Origin of the sequence: Agathobaculum sp. LCP25S3_E8 (assembly GCF_052117165.1) — a bacterium.
Taxonomy (GTDB): Bacteria; Bacillota; Clostridia; order Oscillospirales; family Butyricicoccaceae; genus Agathobaculum.
The window spans coordinates 20826-40630 of the sequence record NZ_JBQKJR010000029.1 but is presented as its reverse complement, the minus strand read 5'-3'; the positions used below and the strand labels follow the sequence as shown (position 1 = coordinate 40630).

Below are 19805 nucleotides of genomic sequence, written 5' to 3'. Positions count from 1 at the left end.
ATAGTCCCACACATTCCAGCCGAGCCAGCGGTTGACCACCAGCCCCACCAGCAGCTCCAGCACAGTCACGATCATTGCGCCCTCCAGCATTTGCAGCCACAGCGGCGGGTGGTCTTGCCATTCGTCCAGCAGGCCGATGAGCACGAAGCACACCCCGCCCAGCACGCCCATGCTCCAATGGGTGTACCCGCGCCAGAGGGTTTCAATGCCCATGTACACCACGCCGCCGATCACGGCAAGCACGATATGTAACAGCAGTTTTTTCACATGACAGCCCCCGTTTCCGCTACCGCGCCCGCCTGCGTCAGAATCTCCTGCATGTGCGCCGCGAGATCGCCCGGCAGCTCTGCACCGTAGGTGATGCCCGCCAGCTCCACAGCATCTGCGCGCCGAATCCAGTCAAACAGGTGGTTGCAGTAGGTCGTGTGGTAAATGATATGCGCAATACTGGCCTGCGAAATCGCATTGATTTCCGCCGCCGTAAAAATCCGGCACATCTTGCCGTCCGCGTGGTACGGATAAGCCGCCGCACCCTTGTCTACCGCGTTTTTCGCCGTGGTCAGGTTGATCTGGTCTTTCTCGGTCAGCGAGAAATGCTCTGTGCCCTGCGTGGTCTCCACGTCCATGCCCGCATAGATGGCGGCTTCGCTCGCCGCAGATATTTCTGCGTGCTTTGCTGCGCGCTTTTCCTCCAGCGATACCGGATCAGGGTGCTCGGCCTCCCATGCAGCCTGCTCTTCGGCGGTCGCGCTTTCGACCCATGTTTCCGCTTCCTCGTCCCAGCGGGCACGGACAAAACCTATGCTGCCCGCGTGCAGGCGCTTGTCAGGCGGCGCGGCGTCTATCAGGCGGTCGCCCTCGGCCAGCTTGTAGCCGAGCACCGCCTCTTTGGTTTCTCCATCCGCGCCCTGTTCGGTCTGCACGGTGACAAAGGCGCGATACAAACCGCCTGCATCAACAACACAGCAGTCTTTCAGTGTTGCGTTTTGCATTTATGAACCTCCTCCCGCCACAAACGACGTATCGAACCAGCACTGCGACGCAACCGCAAACGGGTGTGCCCAAACTGTACCGTCCGTGTGAATATCAATGTACGCGACTCCGGCATTTGTCACCGCGGGGCGACGGCGCTGAGCAGCCGGACTGACATCTGCTGGCAGCGTGCCGATCTGCGTATCTTGATTTGCTGGTAGCGTGCCGGACACGCCGCCCGCGAGAAAGACCGCACTCTCCTGCGTCACGAAAAAGGTGCAGTCGCCGTTTGCCGTGAACCCAGATTGTAGGGTAAGGTTGCGCTCCTGTGGTGGTGTGGCGGTGGGAATCCGTGTCCACCCAGTCCATTCCCCTTCATAATTCATAATGTTGATATAAGGAAGCACCACAGTTGAACTTGGATATACACTGATCACCTTATAATTGCCAATCAGTCCTGTCTTGTTTTCAGCAGCAATCACATCAATTTCGTAATGCCATGTTGTGACCGGCAGGTTCATCGAATTTGCCGTATCTTCATCAGAAACGCCATCCACACAATATCTCCCCGGGGCAAGGGTCAGAATATTGGTTCCAAGTGGCACCAGTTCTCCTGCGCGCGATACCCTATTCGCCAGCTCCGCTGCGACGGTTGTCTCCGTCCAGTGTGTCGCGTTCCACGGCTCGCCGCTCTCGATGGGCGTGCTGCACTTATGCAGCTTGCCGCCGTGCGTGCAGTAGTCGCCCACGACGTAGCTGCCCTCCGGGTCGTATGCCGCAGCCGCCGCGACGGCCAGCAGTGCTCCAAGCGCATCGATCGCATCTTGCACGGTTGTTGCACCAGTACCGCCCTGCCCAATCGGCACCGCACCGTTTTCACCCAGGCCCGCGACGCCGCCCGGCTGGCCCACCATCCCGATGCTCACCAGCCCCACCGGGTCGAGCGTCACCGTGACTTCGCTCGCGTTGCCGAACTGGAACACGAACGCCCATTCAATAACAAATCCCGGGCTTTCCGTTTGACTTGGCACTGCGTCGCCAACCTCGTCCTGCACGATTGCATACAGAATTTCGCCATTATCCGGATCATCTGCAAAGAACCCCAGTTGCTGCATCATATATCCGGTTTCTAAGCCAATATTATTCAGCATGACTGGCACTTTGATTTTTGCGCCGTCCAAAACATTCGGTGGCTGAAACGTCAGTGTCTGCTTTTCATTCGCAAGTGCGGTTTGGTTTGCTAAAACAGACGGATCCACCGTCCCTGTACCAGCTGCAACGCGCAAAAAGCCAAGCGTCTGCCCATCTACTAATTTTGCTTGCAATGCCAAACCAACCTCTGTAACTACCGCATTTGTCCAGCTCATAGATTCACCTCAACTGTCGGATATGCTTTTCTTTCTGTTCCTGCTAACGCGAGATAAGTATTTGCCAACGTATCCCGCTGCAGCGCCACATAAATGATATAAATCAGATGTGCGGGTTTTGCTTCGTCGATCGCTTGTTTCGCTCGGTCTATCGTATCCGAGTTGGCACGCAACACCACGGCAAATGTGTTCTTTGCCACGTTCTCAATAACTTCGCATGGTACACCAGCCGCTGAGGACGCATATTCAGCCAATTTCGCCGGATTCACCGGCGGAATATACTTCATCTTTGAAACCAGATTTGCCTGTCGCTGCGCATCCGTCCAAGCTGGATCTGGCGTGACACCATACTCCTGCTCCCAGATGGGCAATGACCATGTTGCCGTTTGCGGTATGGTCTGATCTCTGAGAGAATCGACAAAACTTGCAATCGCATCCAGCGGCTTGCCAATCGCTTGGAACATCCACAGCGCAACATACCCGTTCCCATAGATCGGAGCGACAAAGTCAATGATCCGCTGTGCAGTCTGACTTTTCAAAATCTCATCCATCAGCTCTGTGCGGTACCTCAAGTCACCACCCCCTGTGTGAGCAGCACACTATCACTCGTCACCTGAGGAAGCTGTGTATTGGTGATGCTGATATTTGTCGTGCCACTGTTCAAGGTAAGCGCGTCATAGTCATACACACCTGGTATTCCGGCAAGGATCTTTCCAATCTGCGTATAGCGCACTTCCCCATCTGAACGAGCGGTGTCCAGATATGCTTGCACCGCTTCGATGAACGCAGTCTTGATTGCGTCTAAACTTGACCCTGTACCCACTTCCACAGTGGCCGAGATGGAAAGCTCGGTAATCGTTGGCGGGATCACACTCAGCTTCACATTCGGGGCAGTCAACCGCAATTCTGGGTCTGCGGGTGACATGATGTAGTCATAGACGTTTTGGCATATTTCCTCATTGGCGGGATCCCCATTGCTATCCGTGATGACCAATGTCACCAGTCCGCTATCATCCTGCGCAGGAATCACCGTCACGCCGCCGACACCGGGAACTTCCAACGACCATCGCTTGTAATCAGCCACAGAACCGACATACGACACGCTTTGGCTCTGATCAAGTGAAACGATACGAGCCCTAAGGCTGTCGTCATCTTCCTCCTCCGTGCCTCCTGTGATTGCCTCTGGGTTTGTAACAGCTGTTACACCAGATAGCTGCGATAGTTTGAAAATCACCGTTCCGGCAATCACGTTTCCGGCAGTTCCTGTCTGCGTGCATTTCACTGGTACCTCTGTTGTCCCTTCAGGAAGATTGAACTTACCCTGCGTAGTTTCAAATACAACAGACGGCTGTCCGTCCACGGATGCAGTTGAGAATTGAGAGCCTTCCGGGATATTGGTATTTTTCGTCACGGTAAGCTGCAATGTTCCAGAAGACGCTGTCGCCGGGCGGCGCGATATTCCGCGCATTTGTGCATGATAATCCAGCCATTCCCCATAAGCATACATGGGAAAAATCAGTTTGATGATCTCCGGCAGCGTCTGCTGGCAAAGCTCCGAAGCAATCATGGCGGTAGGCCGTGTATAGTTATATGGATGCTGACCCTGACTTTTGTCGATATCACTCGGCATGGAATCCAGCATTTGCGTATGGATTTCATCGGTTGATTTGTTTTGTAGAAACTCAGGCAATTCCATTTAGTAGTCACCTCCCGGAAGTGGAACGCGGATGTTGATGGTCACATCATCAATGCCGACGATTGTGACGTCTGCCAGAACAGCATCCGGCGCGGTCCATTCATAGGAAATATCCTGCACATACGAAGTCCTTCCATAAGGGTCCGCGGTCAGTGCTTCCGTTATTTGCCGCGTCAACATTGATTCAGCTTCTTCCCGAGTGCTGCATTTGAAAACCGTATCGAATTCAATGCCGAAGTCCGTAGTGTAGGCCGCGTGATTGTACCGGTCCGTCAAGAGACAGGTTTTGCACCATGCCTCCCACGCATCTACGCCGGAATTGCTTTCAATCTGCTGTGCTCCGTTTCTGATGAAGTCTCCCTGCTCAAAGTCGAAGTCCGCCGACGGCTTATAGCCAATCGGCTGAGGCATCAGTAGGTCAGCAGCCGTTGACAATTCATTTTCATATCCAACCGGAAACAAATTAGGCATTTAACCACCCACCTTGCTTATGACGACGTATTCGCCCTCGGTATGCAAAACGAGAACGTGATCCCCAGGCATAAGAGAAATGGATGCAATGTACTGACCCTGCGGCACCTGTCCAGAGATGCCGTCCAGCGTGAGGTTCATTGCTCCATCTACTTGCCCGAATAGTGAACTGGGCGGACTCCTATTTGCTTTTGCAACGCCTTTCGAGCGATTGTCCAGAATATCGAAAAGAAGTTCGATATTGTTCATCTGTATCACCTCAATACTCGCAAGTAAGCGTCATCTTCTTGCTGTCGCTTTTGATTTTTCTCTGGACGCCAAGCACAATAAAATCGGAATTCATGTCTCCTGCCACTACCTTCACCTTGTCCCCTTTTCGAATCCAAGGGATGTCCACAGCTTCCACCTCGAATTTCTTTTTTGGCGCACCGTTTTCAGAAATTTCGGTATTCGCCTCTTTCTTTGCCGCATCCAGACTTTTGTCAGAATCCTTTTGCCGTATTTTCTGCAAAGTGCCGTATTCATTGGTCTTTCCGGTCACGACCGCAGCAGTATTGCTTGTTCCACTGTCATCTGCGGCGCCCATGATCTTGATTTTTGTTATAACTCCCGACATTGAAACGCGACTGTTTGTCGATATGACCCGTTCATTTTGATGCAGCGTATACACCGTATCGTTCTGGCCAACCGGCGCAATATCGATAATATCCTCACGCGACCGCATGACGAACCGGATGCCTTTTTGCCTTTTGACTTCTCCCAACAAGTCATTCAGAAAAATATCCGAAAGCGTTCCCTGCAGCGTCAGCTTGTCGTGTGTAATGCTGTCATAGGTGTAATTTTGTTTTACACCCCAATCCGCGCAGAGCGACGACGTAACCTGTGATGTGCTTTGCCCTTTCGCAAAGAATTTGCTTTCCTCAGATTCTTGAAAGAAAATCAGATTATCATAACAGGTTGCCGAAAGGATCTTTTCCAGATCGCTGGAATATTCAATTTCCCAAATGAAGCCGCGAAACACCTCTTTCGGACTGTTGCCATCATTGGCATACAGGTACATCCGATCCATAACGTCGATTGCTTCATTGAGATATGCAGACCCGTTCGGGGCATTAAAAAAGGACACCGTCACGCGCTGCGCGACTTGTCCTTCTTCCTCTGCCGTCTCCACACCAGTCATGATGCTGGTAATGTTGTACCGCGCACCCGACTTTGTCACAATCACTGCGCTGTATTCAGGATTATCTCTGCTCGCCATATTCCACCACCTTTCGAAAATGGGTATAAGAAAACCACCCTACTTTGTAAGGTGGTTCCCGTATTCGGATTGCTTATGCTGTTTCTCCATTCAAAATAGAGCGCAGCACAGGAACGACTTTTTCATAGTATCGGAAAGTCGGCACTTCTTTTGCGATGCCTTTTGCCTTGTCATTGTACCATGCACCGTATTCATCCGTTTTGAGATTATGTCGGTTCGTCAGGATGCCAACCTTATTAGAACTGATACCAAGCATTTCTCCAATCTCGGTCGCGGAATAGGTGCGCTCCTTGATTTCGGGCAACGGCAGAAGAAACTCTCCCGTCAGTTCTTTCGTCGCATGCGCTTGCAACACCTGTCGGTATGTTCCCTGATATTCCTCGGCAAGCCGCTCTAAAATCTGTGCCTTTCGGATGCGAACATTCTGCATCCGAGTTTCTGCCATCATGCGCTGATAGTCCGTCATGCTGACAATCTTTACCTCACCGCGTCGTAATGCCTTGAGAATGCCACGAATCCATGCACGGAACTCGCGCGCCTTTGGCTGCTTGGAAAGCATTGTCACTTCGTAAATACCATCCTCGGTGAAAATGAGGGTTTCGTATTGTTTTCCATCAGTAGCCGACAATCTGTCGGTAACTGAAAATTGTTCCTCTGTGAGATATGGATTACGCTTAACAATCTTTTCAATCGCATCACGTCCTGCATACCCAAGACACGCCGCTAACTGGCCGATTGTCATAAACATTTCTTTTCCGTTAGAATAGATATCGGCTTCGATCTCCCCGAAATGCTCTGCCTTGACTAAAGTTAGCTTGTTCATGCGAACACCTCTTGGGCAAGCTGCATTGCGTAACGGTAGCCGATAAGAAAACCCATTCCCTCTGCTTTTGCCTGCCAATGTGAAATCGCATCCTCCATGGCATAAATATCGCCACCATCCATCAGCTTCTGGATATCCGAGCGCGGCGTGCTCAATTCGCTTTTGTACAAGCTATACAAATCATCGTTTTTTTCTGTTTGTTTCAGTGCATCCAGATAGTGGTTTTCAATGAGTTTCGGGTATTTCATGATTTACCTCCTGATGATGTAATTGACCAACAGCAAGGTACAGTGCTATAATATTTATACCTCCACTTGTTGGTGGGTTATAGAGGTTTCGGTATAGACTTTTCCGGGTCGCCGAAACCTTTATTTTTTGTCAGTATCCAACTTTTTTATCCCTCTTCTAACAGCTTCGCCACGCTCTATATGCTCCTGCTTACAGTATCGCTCAAGCGTTTCCTGAGATTCCGCATCCAGCCTAACGGTTATCTTATATGGTTTGGGATTATCCGTCGGTCTACCGGTTCTTGGAGACATCTCGTTTCCTCCTTTCTTTTGTCTTCCATAAATATTATAACTTATGTCTTCCAAAAGTCAAGGAAAATTTTGCAATTTTCACCCCAGTGCTGTATAATCTGCGTAGAAAGATAAGGGGGAGATAGCATGGGATTAGGGGATTTTTTCAAGTCTTCTGAGAACAAAGATTTAAAAGCGACAATTGAGCAATTGGAAGCTAAAAACAGGATTCTTACACAAGAAAACCATGAAATCAGCGCCAAAGTAGCTGAATTGGAAAGCTTACTCACTCCAGAACATAAGGAACTTGAATCTATCCAAGCTGCCATCGAAACAGCCAACACGGTTCTTGCTAATTTACAGCAAAGTATAGATAAGGCATCTAACCGTCTTAAACAAGAAGAGGCCGAATTGCAAAATCGCGTTACTGAAAAAGCAAAAGAATTGCAAGAGCTTGAAAAGCGCATTATTCGATGCGATGAAGATTTCACGCTTCAAAGTTTCGGTTTGTATGAGCCTACCTATGCATTTGCTCATTCCGAACGATATAAACAGCGTCTTTCAGAAATACGCGATTCTCAAAAGAAAATGATAAAGGATGGCACAGCTGCAACAGGAGCTACTAACTGGACTGTTAATGGCAGCAAATCTGATGGCAAGAAAATGGTTAAAGATATGCAGAAATTATTACTGCGTGCCTTTAATAGCGAATGTGATGAAGCCATTTCCAAGGTAAAATTCAACACATTTGAAACTGCGCAAAAGAGAATCACTGCTTCTAAAGATGCGATTTCCAAGTTGGGGCGCACCATGAACGTCTCCATCGAACCTGCATATTATTTGCTTAAAATTGATGAACTCCGACTTGCTCTTGAGTACCAGATCAAAAAGCAGGAAGAAAAAGAAGAGCAGAAACGAATCCGTGAAGAACTGCGAGAACAGGCTAAACTGCAAAAAGAAATTGAAGAAGCGCGCCGTACTATTAAGAAAGAGCAAAAACATTATCAAAATGCACTTTGCTCTATCCAGAAAAAAATCGAAAGTTCCGATATTTCTGAACAAGATGCGCTTCAGCGGAAAAAACTCGAAATTGAGGAGCATCTTTCCAAATTAGAACAATCTTTAAAAGATGTTGACTACCGAGAAGCCAATCAGAAGGCTGGATATGTTTATATCATATCCAACATCGGTTCTTTCGGAGAAAATATCTATAAAATAGGAATGACCCGCCGACTTGATCCGATGGAGCGCGTCGATGAATTAGGTGATGCGTCTGTTCCATTTAATTTTGATGTTCACGCAATGATATTTTCAGAAGATGCACCAAAGCTTGAAGCTGCGTTGCATCGCGCTTTCGAGAACAAAAAGCTTAATATGGTAAATACGCGCAGAGAATTTTTCAATGTATCGTTACAGGATATTGAACGCGTTGTTAAGGATAACTACGATAAAACCGTTGATTTCACGATAACACCTCCCGCCCAGCAATATAGAGAATCCTTACTGATACTTCAACAAATGAATGCGTCTTCTAAAGAAGGGTGATTTGAAATGTTCCATCCTCATCCGGATATTGCCCCTCTGCTCTGGTATGGAGATGGTCCGAACAAGAACTGGGATGACCCGGACTATCCGGCTGACCCTCCCAATCTTGGCGGGCATACACACGAAGTGGCACATGCAATATTTGATTTGGACGACGGCAGTCGTATGATCTGGGAATTCCACGATAATACGCGCGAGCCAAGCGCCATATTTTCTTCGTTGCCTGTTTATCAGGAGCAAGACGTGCCGCCTATACCGGGATACCCACGCTGGAGCAAGCTATCGCCCGGTCAGCGCTGGAATTATCTTCGATACTTGGAAGATCCATTCCGTCCTGTTGAGATCGGGTATGCGTTTCTTCTCTATTATGGTTTGGAACGTCATCTCTATCTGGGAGACTATTCAGCAGCGGTCCCTTTAATCTTTCGCCTACGCAATATTCTTGACCATCCATCGCTCTGGTACTATTCTTCAAATGCACTATTGATTGCTGCGTATCGTCACGGTGATCGCGAGACCATACACCACGTTCTGAATGATTATGTCACTCACAAAGGCGATTTCAACCTATGTGTTATGGCACGCACCAGCATAAACCAACCGTTATCCGCGCACGAACTTATTATGTATCATGGAAAATTCGGCTTCCGCAACACACGATACCTGCGCACCCAGCCAGAAGCGTTTGAACGCGAACTAAAAGCATATCTGCACCAGAAATATGGTGTGGACGGTCTTCCATTCAGTGGATCACCTGCTGATCTACCGCAGGCTTGGGTGCCAGCCGCCGCCAATTGGACGATGTTCGGGCGGTGGTGCTTCCTCCCCGACTTTACTCAGGCCAAGGATTATATCGCCGCTGGAAACATCGCTTTGCAAACGGCACACAATCGAATCAAGGAATACTCCGAACCGCCCCGCTGAGGGCGGTTTTTTATTTCCTGATGGTCAGTGTCGTACCAGAAATAATGATCCTACCGTCTTGGCTCGAGAAGTTTCCCGCCTGTTTCGCCGCCTGCTCTATGGCGGTCTTATTCAGTTCATACAACACGCTCCACTGCGCACCGCTGCCGAGAAACCGCTCTGCTATCGCCCATAGCGTATCACCAGCTTTTATGGTATACGTTTTTTGAGAAGAATCCGTCTCCGACCGCGTAATTGTTCCTTTGGAGTCCTGCGCTGCCTGCACGTTGCCAGATGACTGCGTCGATGCTTGCTGATCGATTGACAGTGTGCGAGCGTCAACAAATTTGATCGTATAATCATAGTCGCCAAACGCACCCTCATAATCGACAGCGTAATCTTCCAGATATACATCGTGATTGATTGGCGTGCCGGTTACCAGCAGATGCAAAGGCGTGCCGTTATTTCTCCACGAGCTCCATATCTGCTGATACCACAACGGATCCTGCCAAGTTCCGCGCTGTAAAGGATTGTCTTTTCTACCCTCCCCCGGCAGAATGCTTTTCCATGAATAGCTGTGTATATTGACACCGGACGGTACATAAACTTCGCCTGCTTTCAAGATTTCGTATTTGGCAAATCTTGTCCCGTTTGAATCGAATGTGATGGATTCCGGTATCCATGGGATACGCATAGAACGATTTCCCGTCTTTTCTGCAATATAAATATCGGTATCCATTTACGCCCTCCTCGGAGAGTTCTGTGCTCGCGCCCGTGCGACCTTCACGAACTCACCAGCAATCACATCCGCAGCTTCTGCAGCACGTGCGCGTAGCTCCTCAATGATATCGCCGTTTGATCCGTTGATTTGCAATACAATGTCGCCAAAAGTCATGGTCACACTGTTGTCCACATCTCCGGTTGCATCCATTTCCGGCAAAGCATATCGTGACGCACCGACAGCCTTATCCTCGTCACCCGCAATACCTCCATTGAAGAAACCCGGAATCCCAAGCATATGTCCTGCGCGCTCCCAAAGGTCGACACCACGATCTCTGCGATGAGAGCCGAGAGGAATGACCATTTCAGGCGTCCCCTCTTCTGCCAAGGAATACAGTCCATATCTGCTGACCATACCGCCAGCAGCTTCTGCACCAAGTGTTGTTTTAAAAACATTAGAAACAGCGTCAACTGTATATTTTGCAGATACCGTGACATTGGGTGAAACGGTTAAGTTATTTGGCGTCAAAAGCGCACTGTTAAAACCGGATGTACTGTACATATAACTTGGCTTGACCAAAACAGATGGAACTGAAATAACATTTTTTCCATCTCCAAGCTGTGTTGTATCAAGTTCATTATTTTCGTACAGAAAATCAGGAATAACAGTTGTTCCTACATGCGCGGTCGTGGTCTTTCCAGAAAGCGCAGCCCTTATTTGCGCACTCGGATCAATCGGATTAACTTTTACAGTTGGGTCAATCTCTGCCAGAATATCAGTTGTCAGAGCAAAACCATCCAGATACTTTTGAAACTCATTCGTTCCACCAGCTAAAGCCGTATAAAAATCCACATTGGCCAGATAATCGGTAATGCTTTGCGGAATGGCCTTCCCGGCTGCAGCGAAACCCTCGGCTATGCTCTCGATCTGTGCTGTGGTTGGCTTGAGCCTGTTAAGCATCGAAGTCAAAGACTGGGAAACGGACGGGTCCGACGCCGCTTCCCGCATCGCTGTGATCATACTCCCGGTTAGGCCATCACGGAAAGCAGATGACACATTATTACCTGCTAATTTCGCAATAGATGGAGCGGTATACGCCAGGGCGTCTGTCGCTCGTCCTGCCGCATTTGACAAGTACTCTAAATTGCCACCTTGGCGTGACAGTCCCATCAATTCCGCAGCCTTATCCGCTGAGTTTTTTGCGCGGCTTGCATCGAACTGATCTGAAAGATACTGACCGGCAGAGTCTCCTGTGAGCAAAGCCGCCCCGCTTCCTAACAGTGCTCCGACTTTTGCTCCCGCCAGAGTACCAAGCCCGGGTATCGGTATTAGTGTTCCGAGTAGCGCGCCTATGGCCGCACCACCGGCGGTCATCGCTACCTTCGTTCCGCCTTTCCAATACGCATCTTCGCGTTGTTTTCCGTCTGTATTCCATCCTTTATAAATATCCATCCCAGCACTTAGAAGACTTGCTCCTGTTGCCAGAGCGCTTGCTCCTGTTAGGAGCTTGCCTCCAAACGCTGCAAGCCCGCCTGTTCCTCCAGCTCCTGCTGGAATCTGCGGCGTCCCGCCAACACCAGCCCCTGGTATGCCGCCAGTTGCACCATTTACATTCACAACGCCAGCTGTCACTGTCATTGTACCGACAGCAGAAGCACCGCTGCCTGCGCCGCCGCCGAGGTTGAACAGTCCTTTCACAGTCTGCACACCCTTCGAGATGCCCAATGCGCCAAGCAGCGTCGTGATGAGCGGATGTTTTTCAGCAAACTGCCCGATGCCATCGATGATACCATCGCCAAGCCATCCGGCAAAATTCTTTCCCGCGTCAACGACCATTTGCTTACCGCTTTCGTCCCACCATTCAGAGAAGGGCTGTGCAATCATTTCGTCCCACAATATATTGATTTTTCCGCCTATTGTAGCATTTTGGAAATCAATATCAGTAATAATTCCTCGCAGTTTTTCGGAAATCCCAATAACCGAATTCGAAAATCCGGTTGCAACATCTTTTCCAAAATCTTTTAGGGCATTCCCGAATTGATCAAGTTCAGTCTGATTTTCTCCCAATAAATCCTGAAAATATTCAAGACCCGGCCGCAGCCCTTCGGAAAGCCCCTCACCCCAGTCACGCACAACACTGGATGAAAGCGCATCGCCGATCTGTCCCAGCATACCACCAACAGTCTCATTTGCAAACTCATTTGCAATGCCGTCAAATTCTTTCATACCAGCCATGATGCCGGTCAAGGCCTGATCCACTCCAATTTGTCCAGCCTCTACCATTTTTAGCATCTGACCTTCACTTACACCCAGATAGTCCGCAATGTACTTCTGCGCCGCAACGCCAGCTTCATTCATTTGCTGCAACTCTTCGGCATAAACGCGCCCCTTGAGCTGCATTTGACCAAGCGCACGAATAACACTATTGATACCTTCCTCATATGTGCCGGTCGCTGCCGCCCAGTCGCCAATTGTTCCGAGATCGGGCAAAACATCGCCTACATCCCAGCCCATATTCAGCATCTGTTTTGCAGATCCAATAATCTGCGAAGAATTAAACGGTGTTTGCAGATTGAACGCGTCAATTTGATTCATGAATTTCTGAGCGGCTGCATCGCTTCCAAGCTGTTTTGAAAAGGCAAGCTGCGCCTGTTTGTATTGGTCGAATTGCTGTATTGGTTTTATGGCACCGTAATTCACAGCGGCACCAGTTGCCACACCGGCAATCAGCGCTTGCACACTGGTTAAGGCGCTCAATATTCCGCGGATTGGTCTGGTGGCATAGTCAGAGATCTTAACCGTCGCCGTAAAGGTTTTTCCGGAAATCTTTGCACCAACAGAACTGACCTTATTTAGCGTGGCAGTCGCCTTATCCAGCGCCTTTACTGTCACCATAACACCGGACTTCGCTTTGCTCGCAAACCGGTTCAGCTTTTGCATCAGCTTATCCACCTTGGATGTGCTGACCTTAGGATCAAACTTCGTCTTGCCGCTCTTTTTAACGGCGGCTTCCGTTTTCTTGGCCTGATCCTCCAGTTTTTCCAGTGCATCATCCGCTTTCTTCGCACCAGCGGACAACTGGTCATCAAAACGAGCGGTAACATCAATAATATGCCTGTCCATCTGTCAACCGCCTTTCTTCTTTTTGGTAATAAAATCCCTTATCTTGACCGGTGTATCTCCTTCATCCAGTGCGATTGTGGTGGATGCCATGATAAAAGCCAATTCGCCGGGCAGAGAAGGCTCGGCCATAGACCGAAGCCCTATCGCAACGCCCGGCATAATACCTTGATTCTGGAAACAGACATGGAGCTTATACCCCAGATCTGTTTCCTGTATTACTTTTTTGCCGTATCCTCGTCGGAAAGTTCGTCCTCGTCTTCTTCATCCACATCGGAAATCTCTCCGATCCGGTTGATGAGTGCCCCCTTCTCGCCAGCAGTCAGCAGTACATCAATGGATTCCACCGGAAGTGCAAGGCTGAACTTCTCGCGGATGTCCTTATTGCCCCATACCTTGGACTGATCTTCCTCGACCGTTGCGAGATAAATCACCCACGAATTATAGAGCGCGTCATTGAACAACTTTTCAATTTGCGGCAGCTTCTTGTTTACCGGATTCGGCATATAGGTGGTAGCCTTTTTGCGTGCCGTCTGAAAATCATCGTTTCCGAGCGGATGAATACGAACGCGGAACAGCAGTTTGCCGTTCCGGCGAATCTCCTCTTCGCTGACCGCGCTGCTCGACGTGCGATAATCCGCAGCCTCCAACAGGCCTTTTACCAGATCATATTCTTCCTGCTGACGCATTTCCTTTTCCATCATATCCATTCTCCTTAACCTGCGTATTCATAGGTGGCTGCAATCTGCTGAATCAGCTGCGGGATCTGGTTGAGCGAGAAGTTCATCTCACGTTCCACAACCTCGCCCGGGGTGAGGTTCTGAATGCCAAACGTGCCGTTCGGAACTGCATTATTGAACGCAATGCGTTCCTGCTGCCCATCCGGTTTTTCCGCAAGGCCCTGGAAATTGTATGTCGGGATTGCGCCTTTCGCAATGGACTCCAGCAGCGGCGCCAGAAGCAAATCGTCACGAATAACCATCTCAGTGAATGTGAGGTCAAAGGTAACGCCCGTCGGAATGCGATGCACAAGGATAGAGCCAACCGGCTGCCGCTCTGTCGTGTTGACGTTCATATTGACGGTATAAGTGTTGATTTCTGCCAGAAACACATTCACGTCTCCGGCTTCCACAAACAACTTTCCGTCCTTGCCGGTCATGAGCTCTGTCGTGTTGAGTGTGTTATTTTTAGCCATGCCTTATTTCCCTCCTCAGTTCGGCGAGTAACGGAAGCGGTAATGCAGATAAATCTTTTCCAGACTATCCGCATCGTCCACATCAATCAGGAACCATGCGCTATCCCCGCCATACGGCAGGTTCGGGTCGGTCGTGAATGTGCCGCCCGGCAGCAGCTTTCCTTCATTGGCCATAGTATCAATGACGCGCTGCGCCGTCTGGATCACATCGCCAATGCCATCTGCATCACAGTTGATCTTACCGACCTTGGGTTCCAGCGCCAGATCGATACGATAGAACAGCTCGAAGCGTGTTTTGACGCGGCGGATTTTCTTCCAGCCTTCGTCTTGATCTGCATTAGGTGTCACAAGCGTATTGATACCGCTGTCATACCATACCTGCCCGCTCTTGGACATGCTGAGCAGCAACATACCGCTGGTGATTGCATCCGAATACTGCGCGTTGGTCAAGGTTTCGGTCGGCTCGGTCGCACCGGAAATCACAGAATGAACGATGCTTGCATTCGCAGGTGTGGACGCGATCACGCCCGCCGTGTAGCAAATCGCCAGTGCGCCTTCATAGATCGCCGCAGGGGTCTTATAGCCATTCCCCAGATAAACAACCATGTCCGAATTGAACGCCTTTGCATGCTGCATTCTGGTCGCAAGCTCGACACTTGTTTTCTCGCCCACGACTCCGATTGCCATTTTCCCGTTCGGGTATGCGTTTTGCAGATAGGTTGCCAGCAGAAGTGACTTAGATACGCTGCTGTCATCGTCCACATCCAGTGCGATGCAGTTGTAATAGAACGGTTCCAGCGCGGCAAATGCCGCCGAATACGAATCGTTGTCCACGCTCGGATCAGCGCCGGAAGCCAATGCACCGGCCGCGACCTGCACAGTGTCCAATGCCCCTGTGCCATCATCCACCAGACTGGCCGTGATGTAATCACTGCCCTGCGCCGTAACAGCCGCCACCAGATTCTTACCGTCATTCGTGCCGTCCCCATCGAACGAGAACGATTCCAGCAGCGTCGTTCCATGGTAGACACTCAAGATTTTGGTATTTTCATCAGATACAGACGGCACAAGAGAAACTGCCAGCGCATAAGTACCGGGATAAATCGCCTCGATCTTGACCGACGGCGTTTCGGTTGCCTTATTGAGCTGAATGGATGCCGCCGTTCCGCCGGTTCCCATACGATACAGGTAAACCGTATTGACGCCGCCGTTGAACATCATTTCCGCAGCCATGACCGTATTGGTTGCACTGTATGCTTCGTTGCCGAAGATCTCATGCAGCGCATTGACCGATGTCACTTTGACAACCTTACCGACCGGCCCCCAGTTGGACTGCATCGGCAATGCGCAAATGCCGTCCACCGCACCCGGCACTGGGTCATTTCCGGTCTTGGAATAGCGCTGATACACGCCCGGGCGCACTTTTGTTTCGCCTGCGGTATACGAAATCGACATATTTAAACCTCACTTTCTGTGTCGGAATTCTTCTACGACCTTGGCAGTCTGTGCCTTGGTCGCCTTGTCAAGGCCTGCGGTCATCAATGCCACCTTGACGATTTCTGGGCTTGCGCCAAACGCCTTATGACCGGCGACAAGCTCCTCTGCAGTGTAGACTGCTTCTTTTTTTGCAGGAGCAGCAGCCTGTTCTGCTGCCGCTTCGGTTTTTCTTGTCATATTCACACCTCGATCTTATCTGTGTAAATGTGGTTGAGCGGCTGATTCGCAACGCGGTGAACGATCACGCCAAATGTGGCGTCCACCATCATTTGCCCCGTTCTCAATGCATCCGCAGTAGGGTCGATGGAATTATTCGTATTCACCATGACGGGCGCCTCGTGCTCTTTTTTCAGACGTTTGGCGGCATACAATCCGCCAATGATTTCCTGTGCTGTTTGCGTCACCGAAGCGATATCCGGTGCAAACACATGCCCTCTTAACGATGCCGTGCGCCAGATGGTTTGGTAGGTATCCGGTATCCATCCGGCCGGTGCGGTAGCAGAAATCCTCCAATATACTGCGGCACCCGTTTCCGGCTTCCACGCCGGCAGCAATTCCGTCTGATTGATTACCGAAAGCTGCGGGAACTGTTCCGCAGTCCAGACGTTTATCCGTGCAATCACATCCGGCGAGATCGTCATTTTCGGAAAACCCAGCAATGCAAACGTCAATGTCACGCCTGCTATTTTGTTCTTCGGCTCGGTGAAGTAGTTGGAATTGACCCATTGCGCTGCAACTGTTTCTACGCCGGACGAAAAGAACCAACCATGCAATAGATTCCGCACGATTGGTTCCATGTTCTCCGGTGGGATCCCTTGCTCCTGACAGAAAACGTCCACAGAAAGCGTTCCGCCAAGAGCGCGGTCCGCGCTGTGTTCCCAGTCCGCCGCAAATACAATGCGCGGATACTGCGGCTTTGCCGCCCACATCGGGTCCGTATCAGCGGGCGCGTTCTGATTGAATACTGCCGTTTTCCCGCCATACTGCGTCAAGATATTGAGCTCTGATGCCGACTGCAAATGCTCATAAATGGATTGTTCAATCATCCCATCACCTCGTAAATGGCTGGCTGTAAATTCGTATGATTTCCGGCGCCGCCTTTTCGATGATGTGCTCATCATGCGGTCGCGGCGCCATCTGGCGCGTACCATCTTCCAGCAGATTGCCGAGATTCCATCCATTCACAGACAATCCGCTCTCAATGCTGGAACGAAACACGCCGTTTCCCTCGTTTCGTGCACGGGTCAAGAACGAGATACGGTATGCGCCTGTTCTCACGGCGGGTGGCTGTCCCGGGGCAGAAGCGTTGTAGAATACTTTCGTTCCCGGGACGCGATACCGTCTTCCGCTGCCTTGTCCTCTCAAGGTTTGCAGTTCTGCTTTTTTGAGCGCTTCTGCCGCTCGGTAGGCGCGGCTTATCATCTGCAGTTCAATTCCGCGGGTCAACTTCTCCGTCGACTGGATGATAAAGCCCATTCAAATCCCGCCTTTCCTCGCAGTAATAGACGATACAGTGATTGAGTTCCCCCGGATTGCGCAAACCTTGAATCAGAAACGTCCGCGTTGTGTCTCCATCCGGCAGCGTCAGCACATCCTGTGGATTTGCTCGATTGTCCGTAAGCCATTGAACAATCTTATGCGTAACCGGATGCCCGTCCTGTTTCCATTGGTCAACCTCTTTCGGCGTTGCCTTTGTCAGCATTCCCATGATCTGCCCGTGTTCGGTCAAACCATTGCCCCACGGCCTACCGGCGGGTGTTGTTGTGGTTTCGCGCGTCAAACGGGTAAACGTCTGAAACCCTTGTCCCGGAACCAGAAACATTAGAACCGCCTCCGATTTTCAAACATGAAATTACGGAATACATGCGGCTTCAGAGCACCCTTATTCACCTTGAGCGCCCCTGCCGCATTCTGTGCCGCCAACTCTGCTTTCAGCTCATCATGCAGTGCTTTCCACCGCGGATATCGGTCGGACAGGCTGTAGGACAAGCCATCGATTGTACTGTCGACCTGATACGCCAAGCGCATCAGAATCGCTTCAAGGCACCGGAATTTGGCCAGCGGCCAGTTGTCCCGATATTGGGCGATTGTTACCTCATACTCCTCGTCGCACAGTGCCGCGGTCAGATTGCCGCCCTGCACCACCGTATCGCCGAGCTCAAAGCGCATCCGATCTTTCCCTTCGACCGTAATCATGGACGGGTCATAGGTGTAGGTTGCCGGCATTACGCCTCACCTGCCTCCTCTTTTTCGCCTTCGCCCACAGTTACATTGGCATCGGAGTTGTCCTTCTCGCTTTCGCCTTCGTTCGAAGAGTCGTCTGTGCTTTCCTTCTCGCCCTTGCTTCGATTAGCTGCGGTCTTCACTGCGCGTCGGCTGTCACATACGGCGATTACCCCGCAAACATTCTCACGGGTCTCTTCCTGCAGCAATGCAACCGCATCTTCGCTTTTGGCTTGCAGAATATCAAAAATACGCTGCAATTCCTCCGGGGTGAGAGAAACCTGTTCCTCGCCCAGCGAAATCAGGATTGCAGATGTCTTATCATCCTGTACGGCCGCCAGTGTTCCGAGCGCAACCTGTCTCTTTCCGTCCAGAACAACATCAGCCGGCACATCTTCGCCGATCAGATACTTTTTGCCGCCAAAAGAGCAAGGCTTTCGTGCGATATACCTCATATCGCCTACCTCCTTATGTGCAGTCCTTGAGGAATACGGCAAGATCATCCGCCGTCTTTTGCATATCCGTCGCCATCAATCCCTCAATGAACTCGGTATGCGTACCGCCCTCACCCGGATACTGCACAATCGGCATAAACTGACCGTTATTCAGCATATCCCAAGTGAACGTATAGCCTGCGCTCGGTTCATCAATGGCCGGAGTATCGGTCGCATAGCACAGCAGCGCTGCATTTTCATCGCAAATGTACTCGATGCTGTCCTCCTGACCGTATCCTGCAGCATTGTAAACCGCAGACAGGCGGCGCACACGCTCAATACCGAATACGGTTTCCAGCACCCGTTCATTGACCGTTGCCGGATTGGCCGTGCCGCCGGAATACTTGACGCGCTCCAGAATGGCTGGGTGGTTCTTGAGCGCCGTAAACGTATCCGCGCCCAAGCCAAGTCGATTCGGGCGGCGTCCGGTACTTCTCTCGACCTGATCGCAAAGCTGGTCGATGAGTGCAACCGGATCGCTGTTATCCGACGTAAACTTGATGAACTGCTTGCCGGATGCCGAACTGTCCTGTCCCGTCCATTCCTCCGACCACACACCAGACTGGAAAAACTTCTTGGCGAACTGGTGTTCCATGTGAATTTTCATCTGCTCGGCGACAAACCGAACTTTTGCACGACGAGGATCTGCAAACCACGGCGCGCGCTGCCGCTGGTAATTCAGTGAATCGATCTCATCAATACCGATGATCACCTGATCCACGATGCAGCGATACGAATCGGTATCGTTCGAAAAAATTGCCGGGGCGACCTTGCCATACTGCGGCTTGGGCTTTACATTATCGCGCATCAGGTCGCCCTTGCCGAATTTATAATAGTAGGAAGTCGAAAGCTGCACGGGGCAGATCGGGAACATACTGCGCGCAGCAAAGTTCTTGTCATCCTGAAAATAGGCAAGGCCCATATTGGAGAGAACCATGTTAGGCTGGAACGAACCCTTCCGAATCTCAGCTTCCAGCGTTTTCGCGTTAATTTTATTCATTT

At 50.6% G+C, this 19805-nt stretch carries 24 protein-coding genes and 1 pseudogene; 2 read left to right on the top strand and 23 right to left on the bottom strand.

The genetic code is table 11. The features are described 5' to 3' along the window. The 10 genes and pseudogenes from ACTQ34_RS10875 to ACTQ34_RS10830 form a co-directional block, all read right to left on the bottom strand. A pseudogene (locus ACTQ34_RS10875) lies at positions 1 to 267 on the bottom strand (putative ABC transporter permease); the annotation flags it as partial. After that, positions 264 to 992, bottom strand: a complete 729-nt coding sequence (locus tag ACTQ34_RS10870) for a DUF4376 domain-containing protein (protein WP_441363831.1) — start codon at positions 990 to 992, stop codon at positions 264 to 266. The gene ACTQ34_RS10870 and the pseudogene ACTQ34_RS10875, both read right to left, overlap by 4 nt. Next, complete coding sequence (locus tag ACTQ34_RS10865) at positions 993 to 2339, bottom strand: hypothetical protein (RefSeq protein WP_441363830.1); 1347 nt, start codon at positions 2337 to 2339, stop codon at positions 993 to 995. After that, positions 2336 to 2911: a putative phage tail protein gene (locus ACTQ34_RS10860; RefSeq protein WP_441363829.1), complete on the bottom strand. Its 576-nt coding sequence runs from the start codon at positions 2909 to 2911 to the stop codon at positions 2336 to 2338. The genes ACTQ34_RS10865 and ACTQ34_RS10860 overlap by 4 nt, the downstream gene beginning before the upstream one ends. Further along, positions 2908 to 4035, bottom strand: a complete 1128-nt coding sequence (locus ACTQ34_RS10855) for a baseplate J/gp47 family protein (RefSeq protein ID WP_441363828.1) — start codon at positions 4033 to 4035, stop codon at positions 2908 to 2910. The genes ACTQ34_RS10860 and ACTQ34_RS10855 overlap by 4 nt, the downstream gene beginning before the upstream one ends. Further along, the gene (locus tag ACTQ34_RS10850; RefSeq protein WP_302665711.1) at positions 4036 to 4506 is read right to left on the bottom strand and encodes a DUF2634 domain-containing protein; all 471 of its coding nucleotides are present in this window, start codon (positions 4504 to 4506) and stop codon (positions 4036 to 4038) included. Further along, on the bottom strand, positions 4507 to 4755 hold the full coding sequence (locus tag ACTQ34_RS10845; RefSeq protein ID WP_441363827.1) for a hypothetical protein: 249 nt from the start codon (positions 4753 to 4755) through the stop codon (positions 4507 to 4509). A gap of 10 nt (positions 4756 to 4765) precedes the next feature. After that, positions 4766 to 5764, bottom strand: a complete 999-nt coding sequence (locus tag ACTQ34_RS10840) for an XkdQ/YqbQ family protein (protein ID WP_441363826.1) — start codon at positions 5762 to 5764, stop codon at positions 4766 to 4768. A gap of 73 nt (positions 5765 to 5837) precedes the next feature. Next, a complete protein-coding gene (locus tag ACTQ34_RS10835) occupies positions 5838 to 6587 on the bottom strand; it encodes a BRO-N domain-containing protein (protein ID WP_441363825.1) in 750 nt (249 codons plus the stop codon). Next, entirely contained in the window at positions 6584 to 6835 is a 252-nt protein-coding gene (locus ACTQ34_RS10830) for a hypothetical protein (protein WP_441363824.1), read from the bottom strand. Before ACTQ34_RS10830 ends, ACTQ34_RS10835 begins: the two co-directional genes overlap by 4 nt. Positions 6836 to 7252: 417 nt before the next feature. Here ACTQ34_RS10830 and ACTQ34_RS10825 point away from each other — a divergent pair, with 417 nt between their 5' ends. Both ACTQ34_RS10825 and ACTQ34_RS10820 read left to right on the top strand, forming a co-directional pair. Next, a complete protein-coding gene (locus ACTQ34_RS10825) occupies positions 7253 to 8650 on the top strand; it encodes a DUF4041 domain-containing protein (RefSeq protein WP_441363823.1) in 1398 nt (465 codons plus the stop codon). Positions 8651 to 8656: 6 nt separating this feature from the next. Continuing rightward, positions 8657 to 9574: a hypothetical protein gene (locus ACTQ34_RS10820; protein WP_441363822.1), complete on the top strand. Its 918-nt coding sequence runs from the start codon at positions 8657 to 8659 to the stop codon at positions 9572 to 9574. A gap of 10 nt (positions 9575 to 9584) precedes the next feature. Here the strand turns inward: ACTQ34_RS10820 and ACTQ34_RS10815 are convergent, their stop codons facing one another. The 13 genes from ACTQ34_RS10815 to ACTQ34_RS10755 all read right to left on the bottom strand — a co-directional run bounded on the left by ACTQ34_RS10815 (position 9585) and on the right by ACTQ34_RS10755 (position 19803). Next, positions 9585 to 10292: a LysM peptidoglycan-binding domain-containing protein gene (locus tag ACTQ34_RS10815; RefSeq protein ID WP_441363821.1), complete on the bottom strand. Its 708-nt coding sequence runs from the start codon at positions 10290 to 10292 to the stop codon at positions 9585 to 9587. Continuing rightward, positions 10293 to 13397: a tape measure protein gene (locus ACTQ34_RS10810; protein WP_441363820.1), complete on the bottom strand. Its 3105-nt coding sequence runs from the start codon at positions 13395 to 13397 to the stop codon at positions 10293 to 10295. Positions 13398 to 13400: 3 nt separating this feature from the next. Then, positions 13401 to 13526, bottom strand: coding sequence for a hypothetical protein (locus ACTQ34_RS10805; RefSeq protein WP_441363819.1), 126 nt, complete (start codon positions 13524 to 13526; stop codon positions 13401 to 13403). 86 nt (positions 13527 to 13612) lie between these two features. Continuing rightward, the gene (locus ACTQ34_RS10800; protein WP_441363818.1) at positions 13613 to 14098 is read right to left on the bottom strand and encodes a phage tail assembly chaperone; all 486 of its coding nucleotides are present in this window, start codon (positions 14096 to 14098) and stop codon (positions 13613 to 13615) included. A gap of 11 nt (positions 14099 to 14109) precedes the next feature. Continuing rightward, positions 14110 to 14589, bottom strand: a complete 480-nt coding sequence (locus ACTQ34_RS10795; protein WP_300186430.1) for a phage tail tube protein — start codon at positions 14587 to 14589, stop codon at positions 14110 to 14112. Between the two features lie 15 nt (positions 14590 to 14604). After that, complete coding sequence (locus tag ACTQ34_RS10790; protein WP_441363817.1) at positions 14605 to 16044, bottom strand: phage tail sheath subtilisin-like domain-containing protein; 1440 nt, start codon at positions 16042 to 16044, stop codon at positions 14605 to 14607. Between the two features lie 9 nt (positions 16045 to 16053). Beyond that, complete coding sequence (locus ACTQ34_RS10785) at positions 16054 to 16263, bottom strand: hypothetical protein (RefSeq protein WP_441363816.1); 210 nt, start codon at positions 16261 to 16263, stop codon at positions 16054 to 16056. 2 nt (positions 16264 to 16265) lie between these two features. Beyond that, complete coding sequence (locus tag ACTQ34_RS10780; RefSeq protein ID WP_441363815.1) at positions 16266 to 17132, bottom strand: hypothetical protein; 867 nt, start codon at positions 17130 to 17132, stop codon at positions 16266 to 16268. A 4-nt stretch (positions 17133 to 17136) separates the two neighbouring features. Next, on the bottom strand, positions 17137 to 17562 hold the full coding sequence (locus ACTQ34_RS10775) for a hypothetical protein (protein WP_441363814.1): 426 nt from the start codon (positions 17560 to 17562) through the stop codon (positions 17137 to 17139). Then, positions 17516 to 17908, bottom strand: coding sequence for a hypothetical protein (locus tag ACTQ34_RS10770; RefSeq protein WP_441363813.1), 393 nt, complete (start codon positions 17906 to 17908; stop codon positions 17516 to 17518). Before ACTQ34_RS10770 ends, ACTQ34_RS10775 begins: the two co-directional genes overlap by 47 nt. Beyond that, positions 17908 to 18312, bottom strand: a complete 405-nt coding sequence (locus ACTQ34_RS10765; RefSeq protein ID WP_441363812.1) for a hypothetical protein — start codon at positions 18310 to 18312, stop codon at positions 17908 to 17910. Before ACTQ34_RS10765 ends, ACTQ34_RS10770 begins: the two co-directional genes overlap by 1 nt. Then, positions 18312 to 18764 (bottom strand): hypothetical protein, encoded by a 453-nt coding sequence (locus ACTQ34_RS10760; RefSeq protein WP_441363811.1) that lies wholly within the window; start codon positions 18762 to 18764, stop codon positions 18312 to 18314. Before ACTQ34_RS10760 ends, ACTQ34_RS10765 begins: the two co-directional genes overlap by 1 nt. 13 nt (positions 18765 to 18777) lie before the next feature. Next, complete coding sequence (locus ACTQ34_RS10755) at positions 18778 to 19803, bottom strand: hypothetical protein (protein WP_441363810.1); 1026 nt, start codon at positions 19801 to 19803, stop codon at positions 18778 to 18780. Positions 19804 to 19805 lie beyond the last annotated feature (2 nt).

Coding starts and splice junctions, on each gene's coding strand:
- ACTQ34_RS10870 (WP_441363831.1), bottom strand. CDS start 992: ATGCAAAACGCAACACTGAAAGACTGCTGTGTTGTTGATGCAGGCGGT.
- ACTQ34_RS10810 (WP_441363820.1), bottom strand. CDS start 13,397: ATGGACAGGCATATTATTGATGTTACCGCTCGTTTTGATGACCAGTTG.
- ACTQ34_RS10850 (WP_302665711.1), bottom strand. CDS start 4,506: ATGCCTAATTTGTTTCCGGTTGGATATGAAAATGAATTGTCAACGGCT.
- ACTQ34_RS10765 (WP_441363812.1), bottom strand. CDS start 18,312: ATGCCGGCAACCTACACCTATGACCCGTCCATGATTACGGTCGAAGGG.
- ACTQ34_RS10845 (WP_441363827.1), bottom strand. CDS start 4,755: ATGAACAATATCGAACTTCTTTTCGATATTCTGGACAATCGCTCGAAA.
- ACTQ34_RS10800 (WP_441363818.1), bottom strand. CDS start 14,098: ATGATGGAAAAGGAAATGCGTCAGCAGGAAGAATATGATCTGGTAAAA.
- ACTQ34_RS10790 (WP_441363817.1), bottom strand. CDS start 16,044: ATGTCGATTTCGTATACCGCAGGCGAAACAAAAGTGCGCCCGGGCGTG.
- ACTQ34_RS10755 (WP_441363810.1), bottom strand. CDS start 19,803: ATGAATAAAATTAACGCGAAAACGCTGGAAGCTGAGATTCGGAAGGGT.
- ACTQ34_RS10805 (WP_441363819.1), bottom strand. CDS start 13,526: ATGGCCGAGCCTTCTCTGCCCGGCGAATTGGCTTTTATCATGGCATCC.
- ACTQ34_RS10795 (WP_300186430.1), bottom strand. CDS start 14,589: ATGGCTAAAAATAACACACTCAACACGACAGAGCTCATGACCGGCAAG.
- ACTQ34_RS10855 (WP_441363828.1), bottom strand. CDS start 4,035: ATGGAATTGCCTGAGTTTCTACAAAACAAATCAACCGATGAAATCCAT.
- ACTQ34_RS10820 (WP_441363822.1), top strand. CDS start 8,657: ATGTTCCATCCTCATCCGGATATTGCCCCTCTGCTCTGGTATGGAGAT.
- ACTQ34_RS10770 (WP_441363813.1), bottom strand. CDS start 17,908: ATGTTTCTGGTTCCGGGACAAGGGTTTCAGACGTTTACCCGTTTGACG.
- ACTQ34_RS10780 (WP_441363815.1), bottom strand. CDS start 17,132: ATGATTGAACAATCCATTTATGAGCATTTGCAGTCGGCATCAGAGCTC.
- ACTQ34_RS10760 (WP_441363811.1), bottom strand. CDS start 18,764: ATGAGGTATATCGCACGAAAGCCTTGCTCTTTTGGCGGCAAAAAGTAT.
- ACTQ34_RS10830 (WP_441363824.1), bottom strand. CDS start 6,835: ATGAAATACCCGAAACTCATTGAAAACCACTATCTGGATGCACTGAAA.
- ACTQ34_RS10825 (WP_441363823.1), top strand. CDS start 7,253: ATGGGATTAGGGGATTTTTTCAAGTCTTCTGAGAACAAAGATTTAAAA.
- ACTQ34_RS10815 (WP_441363821.1), bottom strand. CDS start 10,292: ATGGATACCGATATTTATATTGCAGAAAAGACGGGAAATCGTTCTATG.
- ACTQ34_RS10785 (WP_441363816.1), bottom strand. CDS start 16,263: ATGACAAGAAAAACCGAAGCGGCAGCAGAACAGGCTGCTGCTCCTGCA.
- ACTQ34_RS10865 (WP_441363830.1), bottom strand. CDS start 2,339: ATGAGCTGGACAAATGCGGTAGTTACAGAGGTTGGTTTGGCATTGCAA.
- ACTQ34_RS10840 (WP_441363826.1), bottom strand. CDS start 5,764: ATGGCGAGCAGAGATAATCCTGAATACAGCGCAGTGATTGTGACAAAG.
- ACTQ34_RS10775 (WP_441363814.1), bottom strand. CDS start 17,562: ATGGGCTTTATCATCCAGTCGACGGAGAAGTTGACCCGCGGAATTGAA.
- ACTQ34_RS10835 (WP_441363825.1), bottom strand. CDS start 6,587: ATGAACAAGCTAACTTTAGTCAAGGCAGAGCATTTCGGGGAGATCGAA.